Annotated in this window: 13 protein-coding genes and 1 tRNA gene; 2 read left to right on the top strand and 12 right to left on the bottom strand. The window is 70.8% G+C overall.

The window, feature by feature from the left end; translation table 11 throughout:
• Window positions 1–43 precede the first annotated feature (43 nt).
• On the top strand, window positions 44–1,531 hold the full coding sequence (locus SFY69_07470; protein MDX2131873.1) for an alkaline phosphatase: 1,488 nt from the start codon (window positions 44–46) through the stop codon (window positions 1,529–1,531).
• A 71-nt stretch (window positions 1,532–1,602) separates the two neighbouring features.
• Here the strand turns inward: SFY69_07470 and SFY69_07465 are convergent, their stop codons facing one another.
• From SFY69_07465 to SFY69_07450, 4 genes are all read right to left on the bottom strand, one after another.
• Entirely contained in the window at window positions 1,603–2,943 is a 1,341-nt protein-coding gene (locus tag SFY69_07465) for a beta-propeller fold lactonase family protein (GenBank protein ID MDX2131872.1), read from the bottom strand.
• 87 nt (window positions 2,944–3,030) lie between these two features.
• Window positions 3,031–4,557 (bottom strand): PQQ-dependent sugar dehydrogenase, encoded by a 1,527-nt coding sequence (locus SFY69_07460; protein ID MDX2131871.1) that lies wholly within the window; start codon window positions 4,555–4,557, stop codon window positions 3,031–3,033.
• A gap of 156 nt (window positions 4,558–4,713) precedes the next feature.
• Window positions 4,714–5,784 carry a hypothetical protein gene (locus SFY69_07455; GenBank protein ID MDX2131870.1) on the bottom strand — a complete coding sequence of 357 codons (1,071 nt, stop codon included), beginning with the start codon at window positions 5,782–5,784 and terminating at the stop codon, window positions 4,714–4,716.
• A 26-nt stretch (window positions 5,785–5,810) separates the two neighbouring features.
• On the bottom strand, window positions 5,811–6,641 hold the full coding sequence (locus SFY69_07450) for a DoxX family membrane protein (protein MDX2131869.1): 831 nt from the start codon (window positions 6,639–6,641) through the stop codon (window positions 5,811–5,813).
• Between the two features lie 189 nt (window positions 6,642–6,830).
• On the opposite strand from SFY69_07450, the gene SFY69_07445 reads away from it, so the two are divergent.
• Window positions 6,831–6,913, top strand: a tRNA-Leu gene (locus SFY69_07445).
• Between the two features lie 95 nt (window positions 6,914–7,008).
• Here the strand turns inward: SFY69_07445 and SFY69_07440 are convergent.
• From SFY69_07440 to SFY69_07405, 8 genes are all read right to left on the bottom strand, one after another.
• Window positions 7,009–9,537, bottom strand: coding sequence for a hypothetical protein (locus SFY69_07440; protein MDX2131868.1), 2,529 nt, complete (start codon window positions 9,535–9,537; stop codon window positions 7,009–7,011).
• 166 nt (window positions 9,538–9,703) lie between these two features.
• Entirely contained in the window at window positions 9,704–11,410 is a 1,707-nt protein-coding gene (locus SFY69_07435) for a hypothetical protein (GenBank protein MDX2131867.1), read from the bottom strand.
• A 75-nt stretch (window positions 11,411–11,485) separates the two neighbouring features.
• On the bottom strand, window positions 11,486–12,289 hold the full coding sequence (locus SFY69_07430) for a type II secretion system protein (GenBank protein ID MDX2131866.1): 804 nt from the start codon (window positions 12,287–12,289) through the stop codon (window positions 11,486–11,488).
• 153 nt (window positions 12,290–12,442) lie between these two features.
• The gene (locus SFY69_07425) at window positions 12,443–13,183 is read right to left on the bottom strand and encodes a choice-of-anchor R domain-containing protein (protein ID MDX2131865.1); all 741 of its coding nucleotides are present in this window, start codon (window positions 13,181–13,183) and stop codon (window positions 12,443–12,445) included.
• A gap of 90 nt (window positions 13,184–13,273) precedes the next feature.
• The gene (locus SFY69_07420; GenBank protein MDX2131864.1) at window positions 13,274–14,128 is read right to left on the bottom strand and encodes a DNRLRE domain-containing protein; all 855 of its coding nucleotides are present in this window, start codon (window positions 14,126–14,128) and stop codon (window positions 13,274–13,276) included.
• 120 nt (window positions 14,129–14,248) lie between these two features.
• Window positions 14,249–15,067 carry a hypothetical protein gene (locus SFY69_07415; protein MDX2131863.1) on the bottom strand — a complete coding sequence of 273 codons (819 nt, stop codon included), beginning with the start codon at window positions 15,065–15,067 and terminating at the stop codon, window positions 14,249–14,251.
• A 75-nt stretch (window positions 15,068–15,142) separates the two neighbouring features.
• Window positions 15,143–15,778, bottom strand: a complete 636-nt coding sequence (locus tag SFY69_07410) for a hypothetical protein (protein ID MDX2131862.1) — start codon at window positions 15,776–15,778, stop codon at window positions 15,143–15,145.
• Between the two features lie 375 nt (window positions 15,779–16,153).
• On the bottom strand, window positions 16,154–18,313 hold the full coding sequence (locus tag SFY69_07405) for a hypothetical protein (GenBank protein MDX2131861.1): 2,160 nt from the start codon (window positions 18,311–18,313) through the stop codon (window positions 16,154–16,156).
• Window positions 18,314–18,755 lie beyond the last annotated feature (442 nt).

The following is an 18,755-nucleotide window of genomic DNA, read 5'->3' as shown; positions in this document are numbered from 1 at the left end:
CGCCCGCCGCCGGTCGGCCCGTGCCTCGACCTAGGCTGCGCCTATGCGCACTCCTGCTTCTTCCGGACACTCGCGCGACGGGCTTGATGTCTCCACGGGCGTGACTCGGCGGACGCTGCTGGGCGCGTTGGCCGTCTCCGCCGCCGGGCTCGCCGTGCCCGCGCGGGCGGCGGTCCGCACCTCGCGGTCCCCTTCGTTCCCGCGGCGCGCGACGAACGTCATCTTCATGGTCTCCGACGGCATGAGCGCCGGCACGCTCACGCTCGCCGACTGGCACGCCAAGCTCACGCGCGGGCGAACGTCGCACTGGGTGTCGCTGCTCGGGGCGCCCGGCTGGCGGCGTTCGTTCCAGATGACCCACGCCGCCGACAGCCTGGTGACCGACTCGGCCGCCGCCGCCTCGGCATGGGGCATCGGCACGAAGGTCAACAACGGGTCGGTGAACATCACGCCCGACGGCGTGCAGCCCACGCCGCTGCTCGTGCACGCGGCCCAGAACGCCAAGCGCACCGGGATCGTCACGACCACCCGCGTCACGCACGCCACGCCCGCGGGCTTCATCGCGAACGTCCCCTCGCGCGACATGGAGGGCGAGATCGCCCGTCAGATCATGGAGCGCTCCGTCGACGTCGTGATGGGGGGCGGCGGGAACTACTTCCCCGACGCCACGCTCGCCATCGGCCCGACGCCGCTGCTCGTCCGCACGCGCGACGAGCTCGCCCGCCTCGACCCGGCGGCGGCGTCCACCCGCGTCCTGGGGCTCTTTGCCAAGGGGCATGTCCCGTTCGTCTGCGACCGCGAGCCCACGGTGCCCGGCCTCGCCGACATGACGTCGAAGGCGCTCGCCATCCTCTCGCGCGATCCCAACGGCTTCGTGCTGCAGGTCGAGGGCGGGCGCGTCGACCACGCCGCACATTCCTCCGACGCCCGCGCGCTCCTGCACGAGCAGGTCGAGTTCGACGACGCCATCGGCGCCGTGCTCGAGTTCGTCCGCGATCGCGACGACACCCTCGTCATCATCACCACCGACCACGGCAACGCCAACCCGGGTCTCACGACCTACGGCCCGCACGTCGAGAAGGGCTTCCGCTCGCTCTTCAAGGTGCGCGAGCCCGGCGGACGCTCGTTCGACTGGATCGAGTCGCAGGTCGACGCGATCAAGGACAAGGGCGAGCGTGTCGCGAAACTGCCGGAGATCGTCGAGCAGGCGACGGGCGTCGCGCTCGACGCCGACGAGGCCCGCCTGCTCGGCGCCGTGGCGCGGGGCGAGCGCGTGAACCCGTTCCGCGAGGGCAACTCGTGGACGTTCGTGCTGGGCGCCATCCTGGCCGACCACTGCGCCGTGTCGTTCATGAGCCCGCACCACACCGGCGACCTCGTGGAACTTGTCGCCACCGGCCCCGGCAGCGACGCCATCCCCGCGGTTGTTGACAACGCCGCGCTGCACCGGGTTGTCGTCGACGCGCTCGGACTCGCCGGCGCTTCGCCGGTCTCAAGGCCGGGTCAGACGCTCGCGCCCGTCGGCCGCTAGACACGCGCTCCGCAGCGCTCGCGAGACCGATGCGGCCCGCGCGGCGGCTTGTGGAGGTCGTGTCCCACTTCTTACGGGCAGGGCTGGCCGGCGACGACCTGCTCGAGCGCGAGCACGTCGTTCTGATCGACGTTCCCGTCGCGGTTGAAGTCCGGGTCGCTCGCCGCGCACGATGGATCGCCCGCGACCACCAGCGCGAGGCACGCGATGTCGAACTGGTCGACGCTGCCGTCCTGGTTGAAGTCGGGCTCGCAGGGCGGGGCGCCCGTCCCGGCCCATACGGCGAGGTCGTTGGGCGAGATCGCGCCCGTGTCGAGGCGCGTGGTGCGCAGGTTGATCTGCCCGTTGGGCGTGATCTCGGCGCTGAAGATCCCCCGGGGCGTGTTGTCGAAGGTCTCTTTGTCGGTGAAGAGCAGCAGGTCCAGCGGCGTCGGCCCGGGGAGGCGCAGCGTCGCCATGTCGCCCAGCGAGCCCTGGATCCCCACGTCGTACACCGGCCCGGACTCGCTCAGCGCGCCGTCGTTCCCGCGCAGTTGCAGGCGGATGCTCGAATCCGTCCCGTGCCCCACGTACACGAACCGCCCGTCGGGCGACACCACGCACTCCTTGGGCGACGTGCCGATCGACGTGTAGGGCGACCCGGGCAACGCCGCCAGCGAGCCGGACGAGATGTCGAGCGACAGCCCGCCCACGCGGTAGGGCGTCGACGCCCCGCCCCCGACATACAGCATGGTCCCGTCGGGCGTCAGGCCCATGCCCAGCGCGTACGTCGTTCCGGTGGGGGCGCTGCCGACCTCGTCGATGGTCTCGCCCTCGAAGTCCACCCGGAAGACGCGCAGCACCGCGCCCCCGCTCAGGGGCGAGTCGTTCACGATGACCAGCGAGCCCCCGTCCGCGATCGCCAGGCGGCTGGCGAACGAGCCCGCGCCCGCGCGGTCGACCTCTGTCAGCGTCACCGCCGTCTCGTCGAACCGGTACAGGATCACCTCGTTCGCGCCGCTCGACCGCGTCCGCGTCGCGACCAGGTACCGATCGGTCAGCCACTCCACGTCCAGCGGCGAGTCGGGCGTCGTCGCGTTCGCCGTGAGCGTGAGCGTCGCGTCCGGGTTCACGCGGATCAGCGTGATGCGCTCGGTGATCGTCGCGGCGGTCGCGTGCGACACCGCCAGGAAGCGCCCGTCGGGGCTGATCGAGATCGCGTACGCGTTCGTCCCCGGGTTGCTCTGCCCGCTGGGCACCTCGGCCGTCACCAGGTCCTGGACCATCGCGAGCGTGCCGTCCGCGTTGATCCGCAGCGACGTGACGCTCCCGCGCAGGTTGCCGTTGTTCGCGACGAACACGGCCGGCGACGTGGACTGGGCGAGCGCACCCGCGCTCGCCACGAGCAATGACACAACAGCCGGGGTTCGCATGAGTAATGCTCCGGATCGGAAAAACGCGCCCGCGCGCGGTGGCGCACGGGCGCGGTCAACTCTCTGCCCGCCCGCGTCGGCGGTCGGTCAGGGGCAGGGCGCGCCAGCGACCACCTGCTCGAGCGCCGCGATGTCGTCCTGGTCGACGTTGCCGTCCTGGTTGAAGTCCGGATCGATCCCCGCGCCCAGGCAGCCCGAGTCGCCCGCGACCGCCTGCGTCAGGCAGGCCACGTCGTCCTGGTCCACGTTCCCGTCGTTGTTGATGTCCGGCTCGCACGAGGGGCAGTTGCCCGCCGAGACGATCTTGAAGACCTCGCCCGCGCGGTCGCAGATGTAGAGTTCGCCGCTGGCGTCCTCGCCGAACGACGAGATGTTCGCGATCGACGGCGTGCCCGCGGGCTCCAGTTCGACGGTGCGGTTCACGACGTTCTCGAGCACGTTGCCCGCGCCCAGGCGGAACGACCAGATCTGCGGCGTGCAGAAGTCCGCGAAGATGTAATGCCCGCGGAAGCAGGGGATCGCCGACCCCCGGTAGACGTAGCCCCCGGTGATCGAGCACCCGGTCATCGTGATCGGTCCCGCCGAGCCCGAGTGCCGGTACTCCGCCACCGGCAGCGTCAGCGCCGGCGCGTTGCACGTGCACCCCGAGAGCCCCGTGCACCGCGTGCCCTCCATGCAGCGCCAGCCGAAGTTACGCCCCGCGAGCGTGCCCGCCGGCACCGCGTTGATCTCCTCGCGCTGGTCTTGCCCCACGTCGGCGATCCAGAAGTCGCCCGTCCCGCGATCGAACGCGTTCCGCCACGGGTTGCGCAGCCCGAACGCGAAGATCTCGTCGTCGCCGGTGACGCCCACGAAGGGGTTGTCGGACGGCACCGCGTAGTTCCTGGCCGTGTCGGCGGGGAAGCCGTCGTCGTCGGCGTTGCCAGGGATGTTGTCCGCCCCGTCCACGTCGATGCGCAGCATCTTGCCGAGCAGGTTGTCGGTGATGTCCTGCGCGTTCCCGCCCGCCGAGTGCGGGAAGGCGCTCGGCGGGTTCGGCGCGGTGCACGTGACGTCGTTGAAGCACCCGCCGTCGCCGGTCGCGATGTAGAGGTATCCGTCGGGCCCGAAGCCGATCCACCCGCCGTTGTGGTTGGCGTCCGGCTGCGGGATGCGGAGCACCAGGCTGGCGCTCGCCGCGTCGGCCGTCGCGGACATCGGGTTGCCCCCGGTCGCGCGGTACCGCGCGATCACGGTGGAGCCCGCGCTCACGCCGCTGACCGGCGGCTCGGTGTAGTTCACATAGAAGTACCCGTTCTGCATGAAGTTCGGATGGAAGGCCAGCCCGAGCAGGCCCTGCTCGCTCCCCGTGCTGACCGGCGAGATCGAGAGGTAGGGCGTGCCGTTGAGCGTGTTCGCGGGGATGTTGATGATCCGGATGCGCCCGGTGCTGCCCGAGCGCTGCTCGATCACGAAGATCCGCGACGTGTCGCCCGCCGGCGCCGTCACGTAGATGGGGGTCGCAAGGCCCGAGGCCACCAACTGCCCGTTGAGCAGGGGCTGCGCGAGCGCCGACCCCGCCGCCCCGCCGAGCACACTCACCGCCGCCGCCGTCACCGCGCGCGCGATACGCATGGGATCATTCTCCTCTGGATTCTCGGACCCGTCCTTCCCGTCGGAGCGTCCGAGAGACTGCAGTCTGAGACGTCCTGCGCACCGGTCAAGCAGACCCGCCGGTTTGTGCGCAGATTTCCGGCTTGCGCACAGGGGGTTCGGGACGCGTGCGGTATCTCAGGGCGCTTCTTCGCGCCGTGCGCCCGGCACCACCCGGTGAGACCCCTCGCCGTCGCCGTGCGCCTCGGCGATGGCCCGCAGCAGGCCGGTCGCGTCCTCGTTCAAGATCTGCACGGTCTTGATGACCGCGGCACGCTCGCCCGTGCGCGGATCGATCGGGTTCAGACGGTCCAGCGCCTCCAGCGTCGCCTCCACGCCGTCGCCCCACTGCGAGTTTTCCGATCGCGGGATGCTCGTGGTCAGCAGGAACACCAGGTCGGGCCGCAGTTCCAACGCGGCCCGCAGGCCCGCCAGCGGGTAGGACGAGCCGAGCGGCTGCACGCGTTCCACCCACGCCGCCGCTCGATCGCGGCTCGACGCGGAGGCCTCGAGAAAGCCGTCCTCGCCCGTCAGCCGGGCGACATCGTCGGTGTCGGCGCCGGGCGGTCGCCGGAACGCGATGATCTGGAACGACTGGCGCGCGTCCAGGCGCGCGAGCGACCGCGCGAGTTCCTGCTTCACGAAGCGCAGCGTCGGCACCATCGCCGCCGACGAATCGATGACGTACACGATCCGCCGGGCCCGCACGCCCTCTACCCCCGCGAACGACGCGGTAAAGGTCGGCGGGGGCGGCTCAACCTCGGGCGCCGTTGGCGGCGGGAGCGCCGGCTCGGGCGGGGCGGAGCGGGGCGACGGACGGTCGACCACCACCAGATCCGGCGTTCCCGCCGTCGGCGCCGGCTGAATGAACAGGCGCGGGGGCGTCGATGCGGGCTCGTCGGGTGCCGCTGCTCCAGTTACAGGCGGCTCGGGCGGCTCGGGAGCGGGCGCCGGCGCGTCTTCTTCCGGTGCCGGAAGGTCCGGCGGCTGCGGCGTCTCGGTCGGCGCCGTGTCGGTCGGCGCGGGGGGCGCGAGCGAGAGCGTCGTGGCGGGCGCGTCGGTCAGCCTCGCCGCCCGCGGGGAAGGAGTCTCTTCGAAGACCGTGACCCGCGCGATGGCCACCAGCAGCACCACGTGCAGGCACGCGGACGCCGCGATCGCGAGTGTTCGAACCCGCCAGTGCATGCGGCGCGCCTCCGGTGCGGGCATGCCTCATTCTAAGCGGACGGCGCGCGTCACTCGTGCGTCGGCGCGGGACGTGGCGCGGGCGGGCGCACCGGCGAGGAGCGCATCGCGTGGTCGAGCGCGAGCATTCCCGGGCCCAGCAGCACGATCGCGAGCGCCATCGCGAGCAACGCCGCCTGCCACAGCAGACTCACGTACCCGTCGGGCGACATCGCGGGCGTGTACAGCCCGGGCCGATCGGGCAGGAAGCCGAGGACCGTCTGCCCCTTCTGGATGGCCGGCCCGATCTCCGTCAGCCACATCGCGCCGAGCATCGAGCCCGCGATGCCCAGGGCGGCCAGGCGCGTGAGCAGCCCGATGAGCAGCATCCCGCCCCCGGCGAGCTCGGTGAGCGCCACGCCCCACGCGACATACACGGGCATGCGCCCCTGGGCCGCGAACCCGGGCCAGAGCGCCATCGGGGTCGACCCGTCCTCGCGTGCCTGCGGGAACGCCGCCGCGTGCACGAGCAGCGCCAGCCCGTTCACGCGCCGCGTGCGCACGGGTTCGGGAAAGTCTGACGCGTCGTACGTGTCCGCGAAGTACGCCGGCCGAACGCGCCCCTGCGTGGCGGGGGGCAATGGGTCCCGCGGCACGGGCCGCTCGTCCGGCTGGGCGTCGGGCCGCCCCTCGGGCCGCGCCTCGCCGGGAATCGCGTCGCCCTCTGGCGCGGGCGGAGTCTTGGCGGGCGCTTTCTCGAGCGAGCCCCAGTTCGCCAGCATGGCGGCCCGCTCGCCCTGCACGTCCATCTCGGCGAACAACTTGCCCATGCCCGCCCAGACGAACGTGACGCCGAGGGCGAGGCGCAAGAGCAGCGGCGCGAGCATCTGCGAACGGGACATGGCGGGCACGCGAACCTCCCTCGGCCGGTTGTTCGGCGTCGGCGCCCGCGGGTTCCGTTCATCCCGCGGCCCGGGCCGAACCCCGATACGTCGGCACGCCGCGGGTTCCCGCCGCACATTCAGCGCCAACGCGCTGCGGGCGGGGTCCGATCGGGTGCGAACCCGCCTCGAATACGATGGATGAGGAACGCGGGCGTGGCGAAATGGCAGACGCACGGGATTTAGGTTCCCGTGGCCGAAAGGCCGTGCAGGTTCAAGTCCTGTCGCCCGCACTTCAGACCCGGCGCAGCGCAGGAACCCGGGGGCCTTGGACCCCCGCGCGCGGCCGCAGATGGGCCGCCGGCGACGCGTCGTCGATCCTGTCGGTCTACGGGCACTCGGCGCCGGCGACGACCTGCTCGAGGCTCGAGATGTCGTCCTGGTCGACGTTGCCGTCGCGGTTGAAGTCGGGATCGACCCCGCCGCCGAGGCACTCCGGGCTACCCGCGACGGCCTGCGCCAGGCACGCGATGTCGTCCTGATCGACGTTGCCGTCCTGGTTGACGTCCGGGTCGCACGGCGCACCGAAGTCGACGAGGTCCACGCCGTCGGGCACGGGCTGCGAGATCGCCGCGATGTCGCCGGCGTGCACGATCATGAAGGGCGACGCCGCGAGCGGGACGATCTCCTCGACGCTGCTCGACGCGCCCGCGGCGTTCACGACGTACAGCTTGCCCCCCGTGGTGTCGGCCCCGGCGACGAGCAGCGTGCCGTCGGGCGTCAGCACCATGTCGCGCGGGTTGCCGCCCGAGAGCGTGAGCGACGTGAGCAGCGCGTTCGCCGCGACGTCAAAGATCGAGATGCGGGGCGACGTGCCCACGTTGTTGACATAGGCGTACTGCCCCGCCGCGTCGATGACGGTGGTGAAGGGGAAGTCGATGCCCGCGATCGTCGCGACGACCGAGGAGGCGGCGCCGTTCATCGCCAGGACTTGCACGGAGTCGCTGAACGCGTTGGTGACGAACGCCTTGGCGCCGTCGGGCGTGAAGGTGATGCGCATCGGGAAGTCGCCCACCGGCACGTCGGCGATCACCGCGCGCGTGCCGACGTCGATGAGTCGGATGAGGTCGTCGAAGCTGCGGCACACGGCCAGCGTGGCGCCGTCCGGGCTGAACTCGATCCCGCTCACGTCCGTGTAGGCGTACCCCTGCGCCGAGCCCGTCTGGCCGGCGATCGTCGAGCCGATGATGCTGCTCGCGGCGCCGTTGAGGTCGATGAAGACGATCGCGTCCGTTCCGGCGACGGTGAGCACCGCGGCCGTCGACCCGTCGGGCGAGATCTTGACATGCCACGGGCGCGTCACGACCGGCAGCGTGGCGACCACCGCGTCGGTGTTCAGGTCGATGATCGACACGGTGTTGCTGTCGGAGTTCACCGCGACCGCGGTCTGTCCGTCGGGCGTCACCGCCACGCCCCCGATGCGGTCGCCCGTGTCGATGGTCGCGCGGACGGTGCGCGAGCCCGTGTCGATGATCGAGACGTTGCGCGACACCGGGTTGCCCGCCACCAGCGTCGCGCCGTCGGGCGAGATGGCCAGGGGCTTGGTCGCGTCGGCCTCGGGCAAGGGCCCGCTGCGGATGAACCCGTCGGCCGTGCTCGTGGCGCCCGTGATGGTGTAGAAGTGCACGTCCTCGCGGAAGCGGCTGTTGACGGTGACGGCCCGGGCGGGCGAGATCCCGCGCGTCACCGCGGTCTCCACGCACGCCGCCAGCGGGAGCGTCGCGACGAGCGTGCGCGACGAGATGTCGATCACGCGCGAGTTGAAGTTCGAGACGAACGCGGTGGTCGAGTCGACGATCTCGATGTCGCCGACGCTGCCGGTCATGATCGTCGCGTCGACCACGCCGCTGGCGAGATCGACGAAGATCACGTTGTTGCTGATCGCGGCGATCGCGTGCGAGTTGTCGGGCGTGAGGCGGATCACCTGCTCCGACAGGTTCACGCCCGTCGGGTGGCTGGCCAGCAGCGTGTTGGTCGTGAGGTCGATCACGCTCACGCGCTGGGCGCTCCCCTCGTGCCCCACGACGGCCCGCGTGCCGTCCGCGCTGACGTCCACGCTGCGCGGGCTCGCCGCCACCGGGATGGACGCGAGTTCGACGCCGGTCGCGACGTCGTAGACGGCGAACCGAGGTGCCGCGGTCGTGCTCACGGGCAGCAGGATGCGCGTGCCGTCCGGGGTCAGCGTGAACTTGCTGTGCAGCGGGCCGCTCATCCCGAACTCGGGCGTGCCCCACGCGCCGATGGCCCCCTGCGAGCCCGCGGGGATCGACCGGACCTCCACGCCCGTCATGAGGTCGATCACGGCGAACGCGGTGGTCGTCGCGTTGTTCGTCACGGCCACGATCGCGAAGCGGCTGTCGCTGGTGATCTCGGCGCGGAAGGGCTGCGTTCCGGTGACGGGCACGGTGAACGCCACCGTCCGCGTCGTCAGGTCCACGATCGTCACGTCGTTCGAGAAGACGTTGGGCGTCACCGCGTATCGCCCGTCGGGCGATACCGCCACCTGCACCGGCAACTGCCCCAGCGGGACCGAGCCCGTCGTGGTCTGCGTCGCGATGTCAACAAAGCTCAGCAGCCCGCCCGAGAGCGGCAGCGTGCCCATGTGCACCACGAGCGCGGTGCGCCCGTCCGGCGTGATCGCGACCTCCTTGGGCAGGTCGCCCTCGGGGTCGACGTTCAGCGAGAGGAACTCCGCCGCCACGCGATCCGTGTACCCGCCACCCGGCAGCGCCAGAGGCCGGGGGGAGTCCCACAGCTCGACTACGACATCGTTCCCGTGCCCGTCGGGCTGGCAGGTGATGGTCTGGGCGGCGGCGCCGGCGGCGAGAGCGAGGGACAGAGCGGCGGACGTGCGCATGGTCGGGCTCCTCTTGGGTGCGTCGGGATGCGTAAGCGTGCGTGGTGTACGCGCGTTCGCCACGCATGCTACCGACGGTGCTCCAAACCTCAAGCCCAAAAAGGAACACGCCCCGTCTCCGGGGCGTGCTCGAACGATCGATGACCGGTTCACGTGAACCGGAGGCTTACGGGCAGGGCGCGCCGCCGACGACCTGCTCGAGCGAGGCGATGTCGTCCTGGTCGACGTTGCCGTCGCGGTTGAAGTCGGGGTCGACGCCGCCGCCGAGGCAGTCGGGCGTGCCGCCCACGGCCTGGGCGAGGCACGCGATGTCGTCCTGGTCGACGTTGCCGTCCTGGTTGACGTCGGGGTCGCAGGGCGGGGCGCACTCGGCGGGCGCGGGCGGGTTGGTGAAGTCAACATACATGAAGTAGAACGAGGAGTCGCGGTGGGGGTAGCTCTCGCCCCAGGTGTTCGCGCCGGTCGCGAGCACGCGCGAGTGGATCTCGAAGTAGGGGTCGGCGCCGGAGACGAAGTTCACGCTGTAGAACGTGTTGTCGGGGATGGTGGCGTCCGTCGGCGTGGCGCCGGCGTTGTGCACGAGCAGCGCGCCCGTCGAGGACGTCGCCCCGGCGATGCGCACCTGGTACACGCCCTCGCTCGCGCGGGTGAGCGTGAACGCGCCCGCGCCGCGGATCGTCGAGCCGTCTCCGGCGATGTGCGCGCCCACGAGCCCGCACGAGTTCCATGGCACGAACACAAAGGCGAAGCGCGCGTCGCCGTCGTTGAAGGCGAACGACGCCGTGCCCGCGGTGTCGATGACCTCGTCGTAGCGCTGGGCGATGTCCCAGCCCGTCGCGGTGGGGAGCACGCCCAGGATGCTGCTCTCGTTGGTGTCGTTCACGTTCTGCGCGAAGAGCATCCCGTCGGCGGGCGTGACCTCGGGCAGGGTGATCGTGTAGCGGGCGAACAGGAAGTCCGTAGAGGCGACCACGCTCGAGGACAGGTTCGGCGACGCGCACAGCAGCCCGTCGCGCGAGCGCCAGTTCGGCGCGCCCGTGCTGTCCACGGGCGTCCAGTACCCGCCGATCCAGCCCTGCTCGTAGGGGAAGTACGCCGCGGAAACGTCGACCACGGCCTCGTCCTGCTCGCCGGGGCGGCTGCCCACGACGTACGTCGAGACGTAGAGCCCCGTCCCGCGGAAGTCGCCCGTGATGGGGCTGTAGCCGCGGCCGGTGGAGTCGCCGCCGTCGTCGGTCACGTGGGCGTGGGCGTAGAACGTGCCCATCGCCGTCGTGCGGTCGAAGCGGTCGAAGTTCACGTTGTCACGCCCGTCCACGGCGGTCGTCGCGATGATCACGCCCCGGGCCGGGTGCACGCCCCAGGCGAAGTTCGGCAGCGCGTACTGCACGCTTCCCGTCAGGCGCAGGCGCCCCCAGTTCTCCGAGTCCGGCCACTGCGAGGCGGGCAGCGGGAAGACCGGCGAGAGCGGGTTGAGCGTGAGATTGGGGAAGCTCAGCCCGCCGCTCTCGCGGAAGGCGTCCCACCCGGCCCACGTGGGGTACGAGCGCTCGTCGCCCGGCTGCGCGGGGCCGATCACGAAGTCGATATCGCCCTCGTTCGTGTTGCCCGACGTCCACCGGAACGGGCCCGACACCAGGTTGTTCACGACCAGCGCGTTGCTGCCGAACCGGCCGTTCACCGTGTTCTGGGGCAGGCTCACGCGGATCGTCGCGGCGCTCAGCGACGCGGGCCACGCGCCCGGGCCCTGGATGGGATCGCCGAACACGTCGTTCCCCACCGGAACGTTCGGCGTGGGCTGGGGCGGAACGGGCTGCGCCACGGCGGCGCCGGCCATCGCAACGAGCACGAGCAGAGCGGTCGAACGGTTCATTCCTGTGTCTCCTTCCGAGCGGTCACACACATCCACCGACGCCCGCGGCGTCGGATCTCTCCACAGACATCACCATCAGGGACGCGGGTTGTTGATCCATCCCCACGGGCGGCCTCGGCGCCCGTCCAACTGGAACCACACCGGGTCGGCCGGCTTCAACTGCACGTACAGGTGGTTCGCGATGAAGTCGCCGTCGATGTCACGCTCCGACGGGCCCGACGGCGCGCGCCACAGGTCCGCCGAGCCGTCCAGGTACGTCGCGTGCCCGCCCTTCGCGTGGCGGATCGTCACCTGGTCCTCGTTCCCCCACAGCCCGTCCTCGATCGACGCGTTGTACCAGTACGAACTCTCCTCGACGAACACCGGCATCGCGCGCAGGTGCGTCAGCACCGCCGATGCCTCCGCGTTCAGCAGGAATCCGCGGGGCGTCATCGTCGGCGGGATGTACCCGATCCGCGTCTGCGTCGTCAGCCGGATGCCCCCGATCGTCGCGACCATCGTGTAGTCGAAGTCGAGGTCCGCGAGCGTGTTGTGCATGTTGTTCCCGTCGCCCCCGTTCGGGTTGCGACGCTTGTTCACCGGGCACTCCGTCACTGCGTCGACGTTGGACAGATAGTCGTACAGCAGCCCGCGCTCCGTCCCGCTGGGGTTGGGCAATCGCGCCCACTGCGAGGGCGGCCAGAGCTGCTCCTTGTAATCCTGGGCGTACCCCAGCGCCGCCTGCCCGATCTGCCGCACGTTCGACAGGCACTTCACCTGCCGTCCCGCGTCCCGCGCCTTGCCAAGCGCGGGCAGCAGGATGCCGATCAGCAGCGCGATGACCGCGATGACCACGAGCAGTTCGATCAGCGTGAACGCACGTCGCGCGCGCGACTTCATCCGTGTGCCTCCGCGACGTTCCCACGCCGCGCAGTCACACTAGCTCGGGGCCGGCGCGCCGCCAGCTTCCGACACAGACTTCACGCACTTGTAGCCCCGCCGACACGAGGCCTCAATCAGACGTGAACATCTCGCGCACGAACCGCCCGTCCATCACGGGCAGGGCTGCCCGGCCACGACCTGCGCGAGGGCGTCGATGTCGTCCTGATCGACGTTGCCGTCGCCGTTGAAGTCCGCGTCGAGCGGCGAGCACGAGGGGTCGCCCGCGACCACCTGCGCCAGGCACTCGATGTCGTCCTGGTCCACGTTCCCGTCCTGGTTGAAGTCCGGGTCGCACGTACGCGTCCCGTCGATGCGGAACTGGTACGGGTTGTCGGTGCCCTGCACCCCCCACGTCACGCCCATATCAAACGAATACGAGTACGCCGCGATGGCTTCCGTCCCCGAGTTCGCGTTCCCGTCGGCGTACGACCACCCGATCGCCCCGGCGCTCTGCACGCCTATCACGATCCAGTACTGCGTGTTCGGGAGGAGCGTGAACGGCGCGTCGGGGACCAGCGTCACGACCTCGGGCCCGCCCGGTGGGAGGGGCGGCAGCGTGAACGTCGCGACCGCCACGCCGCTCGGGTCCGCGCCCTCGCGCAGCTCGATCACCACGTCGCTCCCGGCCTGCGTGCCCGACAGGAGCATCTGCACCGAATCCAGGGTGTACCGGCGGCTCACCAAGAACGCCTGTGCGCCCCAGATGTCATCGGGCGCCACCGTCGAGAAGATGGTCGTGTCCCTCGTCGGCTCGCCGACATTGTCGATCAGCACGTCCGCGCGCGCCGACGAGGAGAACGACCCCGCCGCGAGCGCGCACGCGCACGCAACCCACACGCCGTTCCTGCTCATGCGTCTCTCTCCCTCGCTTCCGTGCCGCGATCCCGCACACCGGACCCGCGGCAACGTAATAACTCTATGCCGCCCTCGTGCGGCCCCGTCTTACGGGCACGGCTGCCCGGCCACGACCTGCGCGAGCGCGTCGATGTCGTCTTGATCCACGTTGCCGTCACGGTTGAAGTCCGGGTCCAGCGACGAGCACGACGGATCACCCGCCACCACCTGCGCGAGGCAGAAGATGTCGTCCTGATCGACGTTCCCGTCCTGCGTCACGTCCGGTTCGCACGCCGGCGCCACCGTGTACTCGACCACGAGCACCGGGCGCACGGCCGGGTCTGCGTTCTCGCGCGAGCCGAACTGCTTGGCGTTGAAGGTCGAGTCCTCGCCGCCCCGCAGCAGCCAGCCGAAGTTCGGCTCGTTCCCGCTGACCCAGGCCTGCACGTCGGCGACGAGCCCGGGGCCTGACCAGGTGAACGTCCCGAACCCGGTCACGACGGTCTGCGCGCTCGGGGCGCCCTCGAAGTCGCCCCCCGGGTTGTTCCACGAGTTGTCGGTTCCGAAGAACCGGAACACCCACGTCGCATCACCCGCCAGCGCCGGGGCCCCCTGCCCGCCGGGCTCGCCCGCGTTCGTCGGGCCCTCGCCCCACTCCGAGGTCAGCCGGTGCACCGTGACCAGCGGCTCTCCGATCAGGTGCCGCGTCACGGTCAGCGTCAGCGATGCGCCCGAGATCACCGCGTTGCCGGGGATCTGGCTCAGGTCAAACTGCACGAGCGCCCGGCGCGCGTACGCGTCCCGCGTCACGCCCACGAAGACGTGCGGCCCGGCCCCGTGCGCGTTGTTCTGGTCCAGCCCGTCGAACAGCGTCGCGTCGGCGATGGGTGACAGCGTCACCGTCTCCGCGAGCCCGAGCGACGACGCGAGCGCACACACAGCCGCAGTAATCATCTTCTTCATGCGCATCCCTCCACCCTTGGCTCCCGCGCCGGTGTGCCGCCGGCCCGAGAAAAAGGCCCGGCCGGGTGTCCCCGACCGAGCCTGCGTGAGTCTACCGGTTCCCTTCGTCAACGCAACCACTTAAGCGCGACGGCGACGGGCGGCGAACAGCCCGCCCAGGCCCAGCAGGGCGGCGGCGCCCGGCGCGGGGATGGTGGGATCGATGTACATCGCCAGCAGCTGGCCGCCCTCGACGAGTTCGCCGGGGATGCCGTAGTGGGCCTGAACGTTGATCAGGTACCAGCCGTCGCCGAGGATGTCCGAGGCGTCGATGACGCCGGAGGACTCTTCGTCGCGGGTGAGGAAGCCGGGCTCGCCGGGCGTGAAGCGGGCCGGGTCGTGCTGCGCGATCTGGAGGAACGAGCCGGAGTTGATGTCGTACATCCAGATCTTGCTCAGCGCGTCTTGGCCGCCGATGTCTTCCTGGATGATGATGCGGCCGAACTTGTCGACCGTCATGTTGTCCATCATCTGCGGGCCGGCCGCGGTGCTCAGCAGCTCGGTGACCTCGCCGCCGCCGGTGGGGTTGGTGATGTCATCGAAGCGCATGCGGTAGAGGCGGCTGCGCCCGACGGTCGTGCCGCCGGTGCTGGTGTTGTCGTAGCGGTCAGTGGTGACGAAGTAGAAGTCGTTCTGCTTGCCCGGGCGGGGGTCGAACTGGCCGTCCTCGGGGCGGAGGAAGTCCGTCACCCCGTTCGCCACCGACTCGGACTGCAGCGACGCGCCCGTGCGGTTCGAGACGTCGCCGTGGTTGAACAGGCTGAAGCGCCCCGAGGCGCCCGTCGCCCGCGGCTCGGCCGAGATCCCCGTCACCTGCACGCCGTAGAGGTTGCCGTTCGTCAGCCCCGCGCGCTCGATGTCGTTGCCGGCGGCCTGCTTCTGGCCGACGTACATGTACACCTGGCCGGGCGTGGAGTCATCGAGGCCGATCGAGATCGTCTTGTCCTGGGCGTAGGGGCTCGAAACGGCGTTCTCTCACGAGAACTTGCCCATGTGCGGGAGCTGCCACGACTGGTTCGTCGCGGCGCCCGTCACGATGTGGGCGTAAGCGCGGCCTTCCGCGCCGACTTCCTCGCCGTTCAGATAGATGCGGGCGTTGGTGCCCAGGCCCGTCGCCGGGTTGAAGTACGCGGTCGGCGCCGCGAGGTCAGCCGAGCAGAACCGACCCCAACGCTGGGAGGGGTGAGCCGCGTTGCTCCACGTGCCGGTCGCGGAGTAGTACTCGTACGCGTCGGCCGAGGACGTGGCGGTGTCGCGCCCCGAGGTCACCGCGAGCGTGCCGGGGTTGATCGTCCAGCGCGAAACGAACGCCCCGGTCTGGCCGTGAGCGCGGACGGCGCCCGAGGTGAAGCCGAGCTCGTGATTCATGAGCAGGGTGAAGTCGCCGCTGGACTGCTCGCGGAAGGCGCCCATGCCGTCCGGGATGCCCACCATGCGGTACCCGCCGACGTTGTCACCGACCGTCAGGATGCTCGTCGTCGTCACGCCGGGCACCGTCGGCAGAACGTACGGGCTCTGCGAGCTGCTCGGGCCCGTGAACTGCCCCATCGCCTGACCCGCCATCGCCGCGACCACGCACGCCGAAATCACCGTCATCTTGCGCATGTTCATGCTCCCTCTGAATCCGTCTCAACGCCCCCCGCGATGACTCTGCGAGCACCGCCCGGACGCGCGCCGTCGATATCAGTCGCGACTGCCAGCCGCGACGCGCGCGCCGCGCCCGCCCTGTCCGCGCGAGCGCCTGGCGCAAGCGCTGCGTTCAGATCGCTCGCGCCACCTTCACACTTCCGGGCATTGCCCGCCCGCCCGCCATCAGCAACACCCGACGCGCCAGTGGCTTGTGCCCGGTGCCCGGTGCCCCCTCGGGGCTCTCCCCCCGGCAGAAACGCGCCCCAAAACTTCGCCGAAACTTCACGGACAAAACCCCCGATCTTCGATCGGGGGTGTGCCGTTCTGTGCGTGTCACGCGTGTCCGTTACCGTCCGGTCACGGGCACAGCGCACCGCCGACGACCTGCTCGAGCGACGCGACGTCGTCCTGGTCCACGTTGCCGTCGCGGTTGAAGTCCGGGTCGTTGGTCGAGCAACTCGTGTCGCCCCCCACGACCTGCGCGAGGCACGCGATGTCGTCCTGGTCTACGTTGCCGTCGCCGTTGAAGTCCGGATCGCACGCCGGCGGCGTGGGCAGTCGCACCGACGCCACGTGCACCCCGCCCGTGAACGACGGGTCGTACGCAAAGAACGAATCGAGCACGCCCAGCGTCTGGCCATCGAACACGCGCACCCGAGGCCCGCCGCCCGCGCCCGCGCCCACGATGACGTCCGCGGCGCCGTCGCCGTTCACGTCTCCCGCGCCCACGCGCGCCCCGCCTCGGAAGTTCGCATCCTCGAAGGCGAAGAAGTCGGCGATCATCGTCATCCCGGGCGTTCCGAACTGGTTGGCGAACACCCGCACGCGCGGCGCCGCGGCCGTTGTCTCATCCTGGCCCACGAAGATCTCGTTGCCGCCGCCGAAGTTCAGGTCGCCCGACGCCACGAACACCCCGCCGGAATAGCCGGTGTCCTGGAAGGGGAACAGCGACTGGATGGGGTCGAGCGTCGGCCCGTCGAACACCCGCACGTGCCCGCCCGCCGATCCCGGCCCGGTGCCGACGATGATGTCGTCGATCCCGTCGCCGCTGACATCGCCGGTCGCGACGCGCACGCCGCCCGTGAAACTCGTGTCGTACGCGAAGAACGATGCACGCTCCGTCAGCGGCTGCCCGCCGTAGATCCGCACCCGAGGCTCGCCCGACGACAGCGACACGACCACTTCGCTGGCGCCGTCGCCGTCCAGGTCTCCCGCGGCGACAAAGACCCCGCCCGTGAAGTTGGGCGGCGCGGGGATGTTCACCGAACTGGGCAGCCCGCCGGCATCCGCCCGGAAGTTGCTCGTGATCCAGATCTTCGGGATACCCGCGCGAGAGCCCGAGATCAGGTCCGCCAGCTCGTCGCCGTCGACGTCTCCGACCGTGATCGTCGCCCCGCCCTGCTGCGAAGCGGGAACGATTGTCTGCGGGAAGGGCTGTGTGAACACCCGCACGACCGGATCGCCGCCCATCTCCGGCACCGCGAACACCGCGGGCACGCTCACGCCGTCGCGCTGCGTACCCCCCGCCGCGACCGACACCCCGCCCAGGAACGTCGGGTCGAACGCGAAGAAGGACGCGAGTTCGGCGCCGCTGCCGGAGAACACGCGCACCCGGGGCCCGCCGCCCGGTCCCCCACCGGCGATGATGTCGGACACCCCGTCGCCGTTCACGTCGCCCGTCGCGACGCGCACCCCGCCCAGGAACGACGGGAACGGCGTGAACTCCGCGAGCACCGCCCCGGTCAGCGCGTGCAGCACCCGCACCGGCGCGCCCGTGGTCGCGTCGCCCGTCACGCCGAGCTGCGACACGACGAGTTCGCCCGTGCCGTCGCCGTTCACATCGCCCGTCGCCACCGTCACCCCGCCCGTGAACCCGTTGCCGAACGGGAACAGGTTCGCGAGGATCTGCCCGGTGTCCGCCGCGTACACCCGCACCGGGCGCGTCGGGGACGCGACCGTCGGCGCCGCGATGATCTCCGCGCGGCCGTCGCCGGTCACATCGCCCGCCGCCACGCGCACGCCGCCCGTGTACCCGCTGTAGGGCGTGACGCCGAACTGCAGCACGCCCGTGTTGCTCAGCACCAGGAACTGCCCGCCGCCGGTCTCCTGGCCCAGCACGATCTCCGGCGCCGCGTCGCCCGCGTGGTTCCCGATGGCGACCGTGAAGCCGCCCGTGAACGACGGGTTCACGCTCACCGTCAGCGGCGGGCGCGTCCTGTCGCCGGAGAGGATCGCGATCTGCCCGGGCGACCCCGGCCCCGACGCGACCACGATGTCGTCGATCCCGTCGTTGTTCAGGTCGCGCACCGCCACGCGCTGCCCTGCGCCCAGCGGGCTCGACACGCTCCCGGGGCCCGGGCCGGTGAAGACCCGGTACGTCGGCGCCGCCCCGTCGCGGCTCACGATCATGATCTCCGGCTCGCCGATCGCCAGCCCGCACGCCGCCCACAGCACCAACGCCGACACCGCCCCGCGCGGTGCGCGTGAAACAACAGACATGCAACGCGTCGTGTTCATGAATGCCCCTCCGTGCCGTCTTCTCCGGACGGCCGCGTGCCCGCAGCCTACCGCGCGTCCGAACCCCGTCAACGAGACTGTTCATCGAGCGGCGGCGACCCCAAGAACCCCGAAACCGACAATCCGAGCGACGAAAAACCGTGATCGGTCACGCCGCCCAGTACTGACGCGGAAACTATGGAAAGAAAACGCCCCGGGCGCGGGGCCCGGGGCGTGGGTCACGTCAGCAGTGTGTTAACCAGAGAGGTCCGGTGGCCGCCGCGCCCCGTGTATCGGGCTCGGTCGGCCTCTGGCCGCCGTGTTACGGGCAGGGCGACCCGGCGACGACCTGCTCGAGGCTGGCGATGTCGTCCTGGTCGACGTTGCCGTCGCGGTTGAAGTCAGGATCAACCGGGGAGCAGCTCGGGTCGCCCGCGACGACCTGCGAGATGCAGGCGATGTC

The organism is Planctomycetota bacterium (genome assembly GCA_033763975.1).
In the GTDB taxonomy this organism is placed as follows: domain Bacteria; phylum Planctomycetota; class Phycisphaerae; order Phycisphaerales; family UBA1924; genus RI-211.
The sequence above is the reverse complement of the archived record's forward strand: the minus strand, read 5'-3'. Positions and strand labels throughout refer to the sequence as shown.

What these genes read in the sequence shown, in the direction of transcription:
- SFY69_07440 (MDX2131868.1), bottom strand. Translation starts at nt 9,537, where the DNA reads ATGCGCACGTCCGCCGCTCTGTCCCTCGCTCTCGCCGCCGGCGCCGCC.
- SFY69_07425 (MDX2131865.1), bottom strand. Translation starts at nt 13,183, where the DNA reads ATGAGCAGGAACGGCGTGTGGGTTGCGTGCGCGTGCGCGCTCGCGGCG.
- SFY69_07450 (MDX2131869.1), bottom strand. Translation starts at nt 6,641, where the DNA reads ATGTCCCGTTCGCAGATGCTCGCGCCGCTGCTCTTGCGCCTCGCCCTC.
- SFY69_07410 (MDX2131862.1), bottom strand. Translation starts at nt 15,778, where the DNA reads ATGAACATGCGCAAGATGACGGTGATTTCGGCGTGCGTGGTCGCGGCG.
- SFY69_07435 (MDX2131867.1), bottom strand. Translation starts at nt 11,410, where the DNA reads ATGAACCGTTCGACCGCTCTGCTCGTGCTCGTTGCGATGGCCGGCGCC.
- SFY69_07460 (MDX2131871.1), bottom strand. Translation starts at nt 4,557, where the DNA reads ATGCGTATCGCGCGCGCGGTGACGGCGGCGGCGGTGAGTGTGCTCGGC.
- SFY69_07405 (MDX2131861.1), bottom strand. Translation starts at nt 18,313, where the DNA reads ATGAACACGACGCGTTGCATGTCTGTTGTTTCACGCGCACCGCGCGGG.
- SFY69_07455 (MDX2131870.1), bottom strand. Translation starts at nt 5,784, where the DNA reads ATGCCCGCACCGGAGGCGCGCCGCATGCACTGGCGGGTTCGAACACTC.
- SFY69_07420 (MDX2131864.1), bottom strand. Translation starts at nt 14,128, where the DNA reads ATGAAGAAGATGATTACTGCGGCTGTGTGTGCGCTCGCGTCGTCGCTC.
- SFY69_07430 (MDX2131866.1), bottom strand. Translation starts at nt 12,289, where the DNA reads ATGAAGTCGCGCGCGCGACGTGCGTTCACGCTGATCGAACTGCTCGTG.
- SFY69_07470 (MDX2131873.1), top strand. Translation starts at nt 44, where the DNA reads ATGCGCACTCCTGCTTCTTCCGGACACTCGCGCGACGGGCTTGATGTC.
- SFY69_07465 (MDX2131872.1), bottom strand. Translation starts at nt 2,943, where the DNA reads ATGCGAACCCCGGCTGTTGTGTCATTGCTCGTGGCGAGCGCGGGTGCG.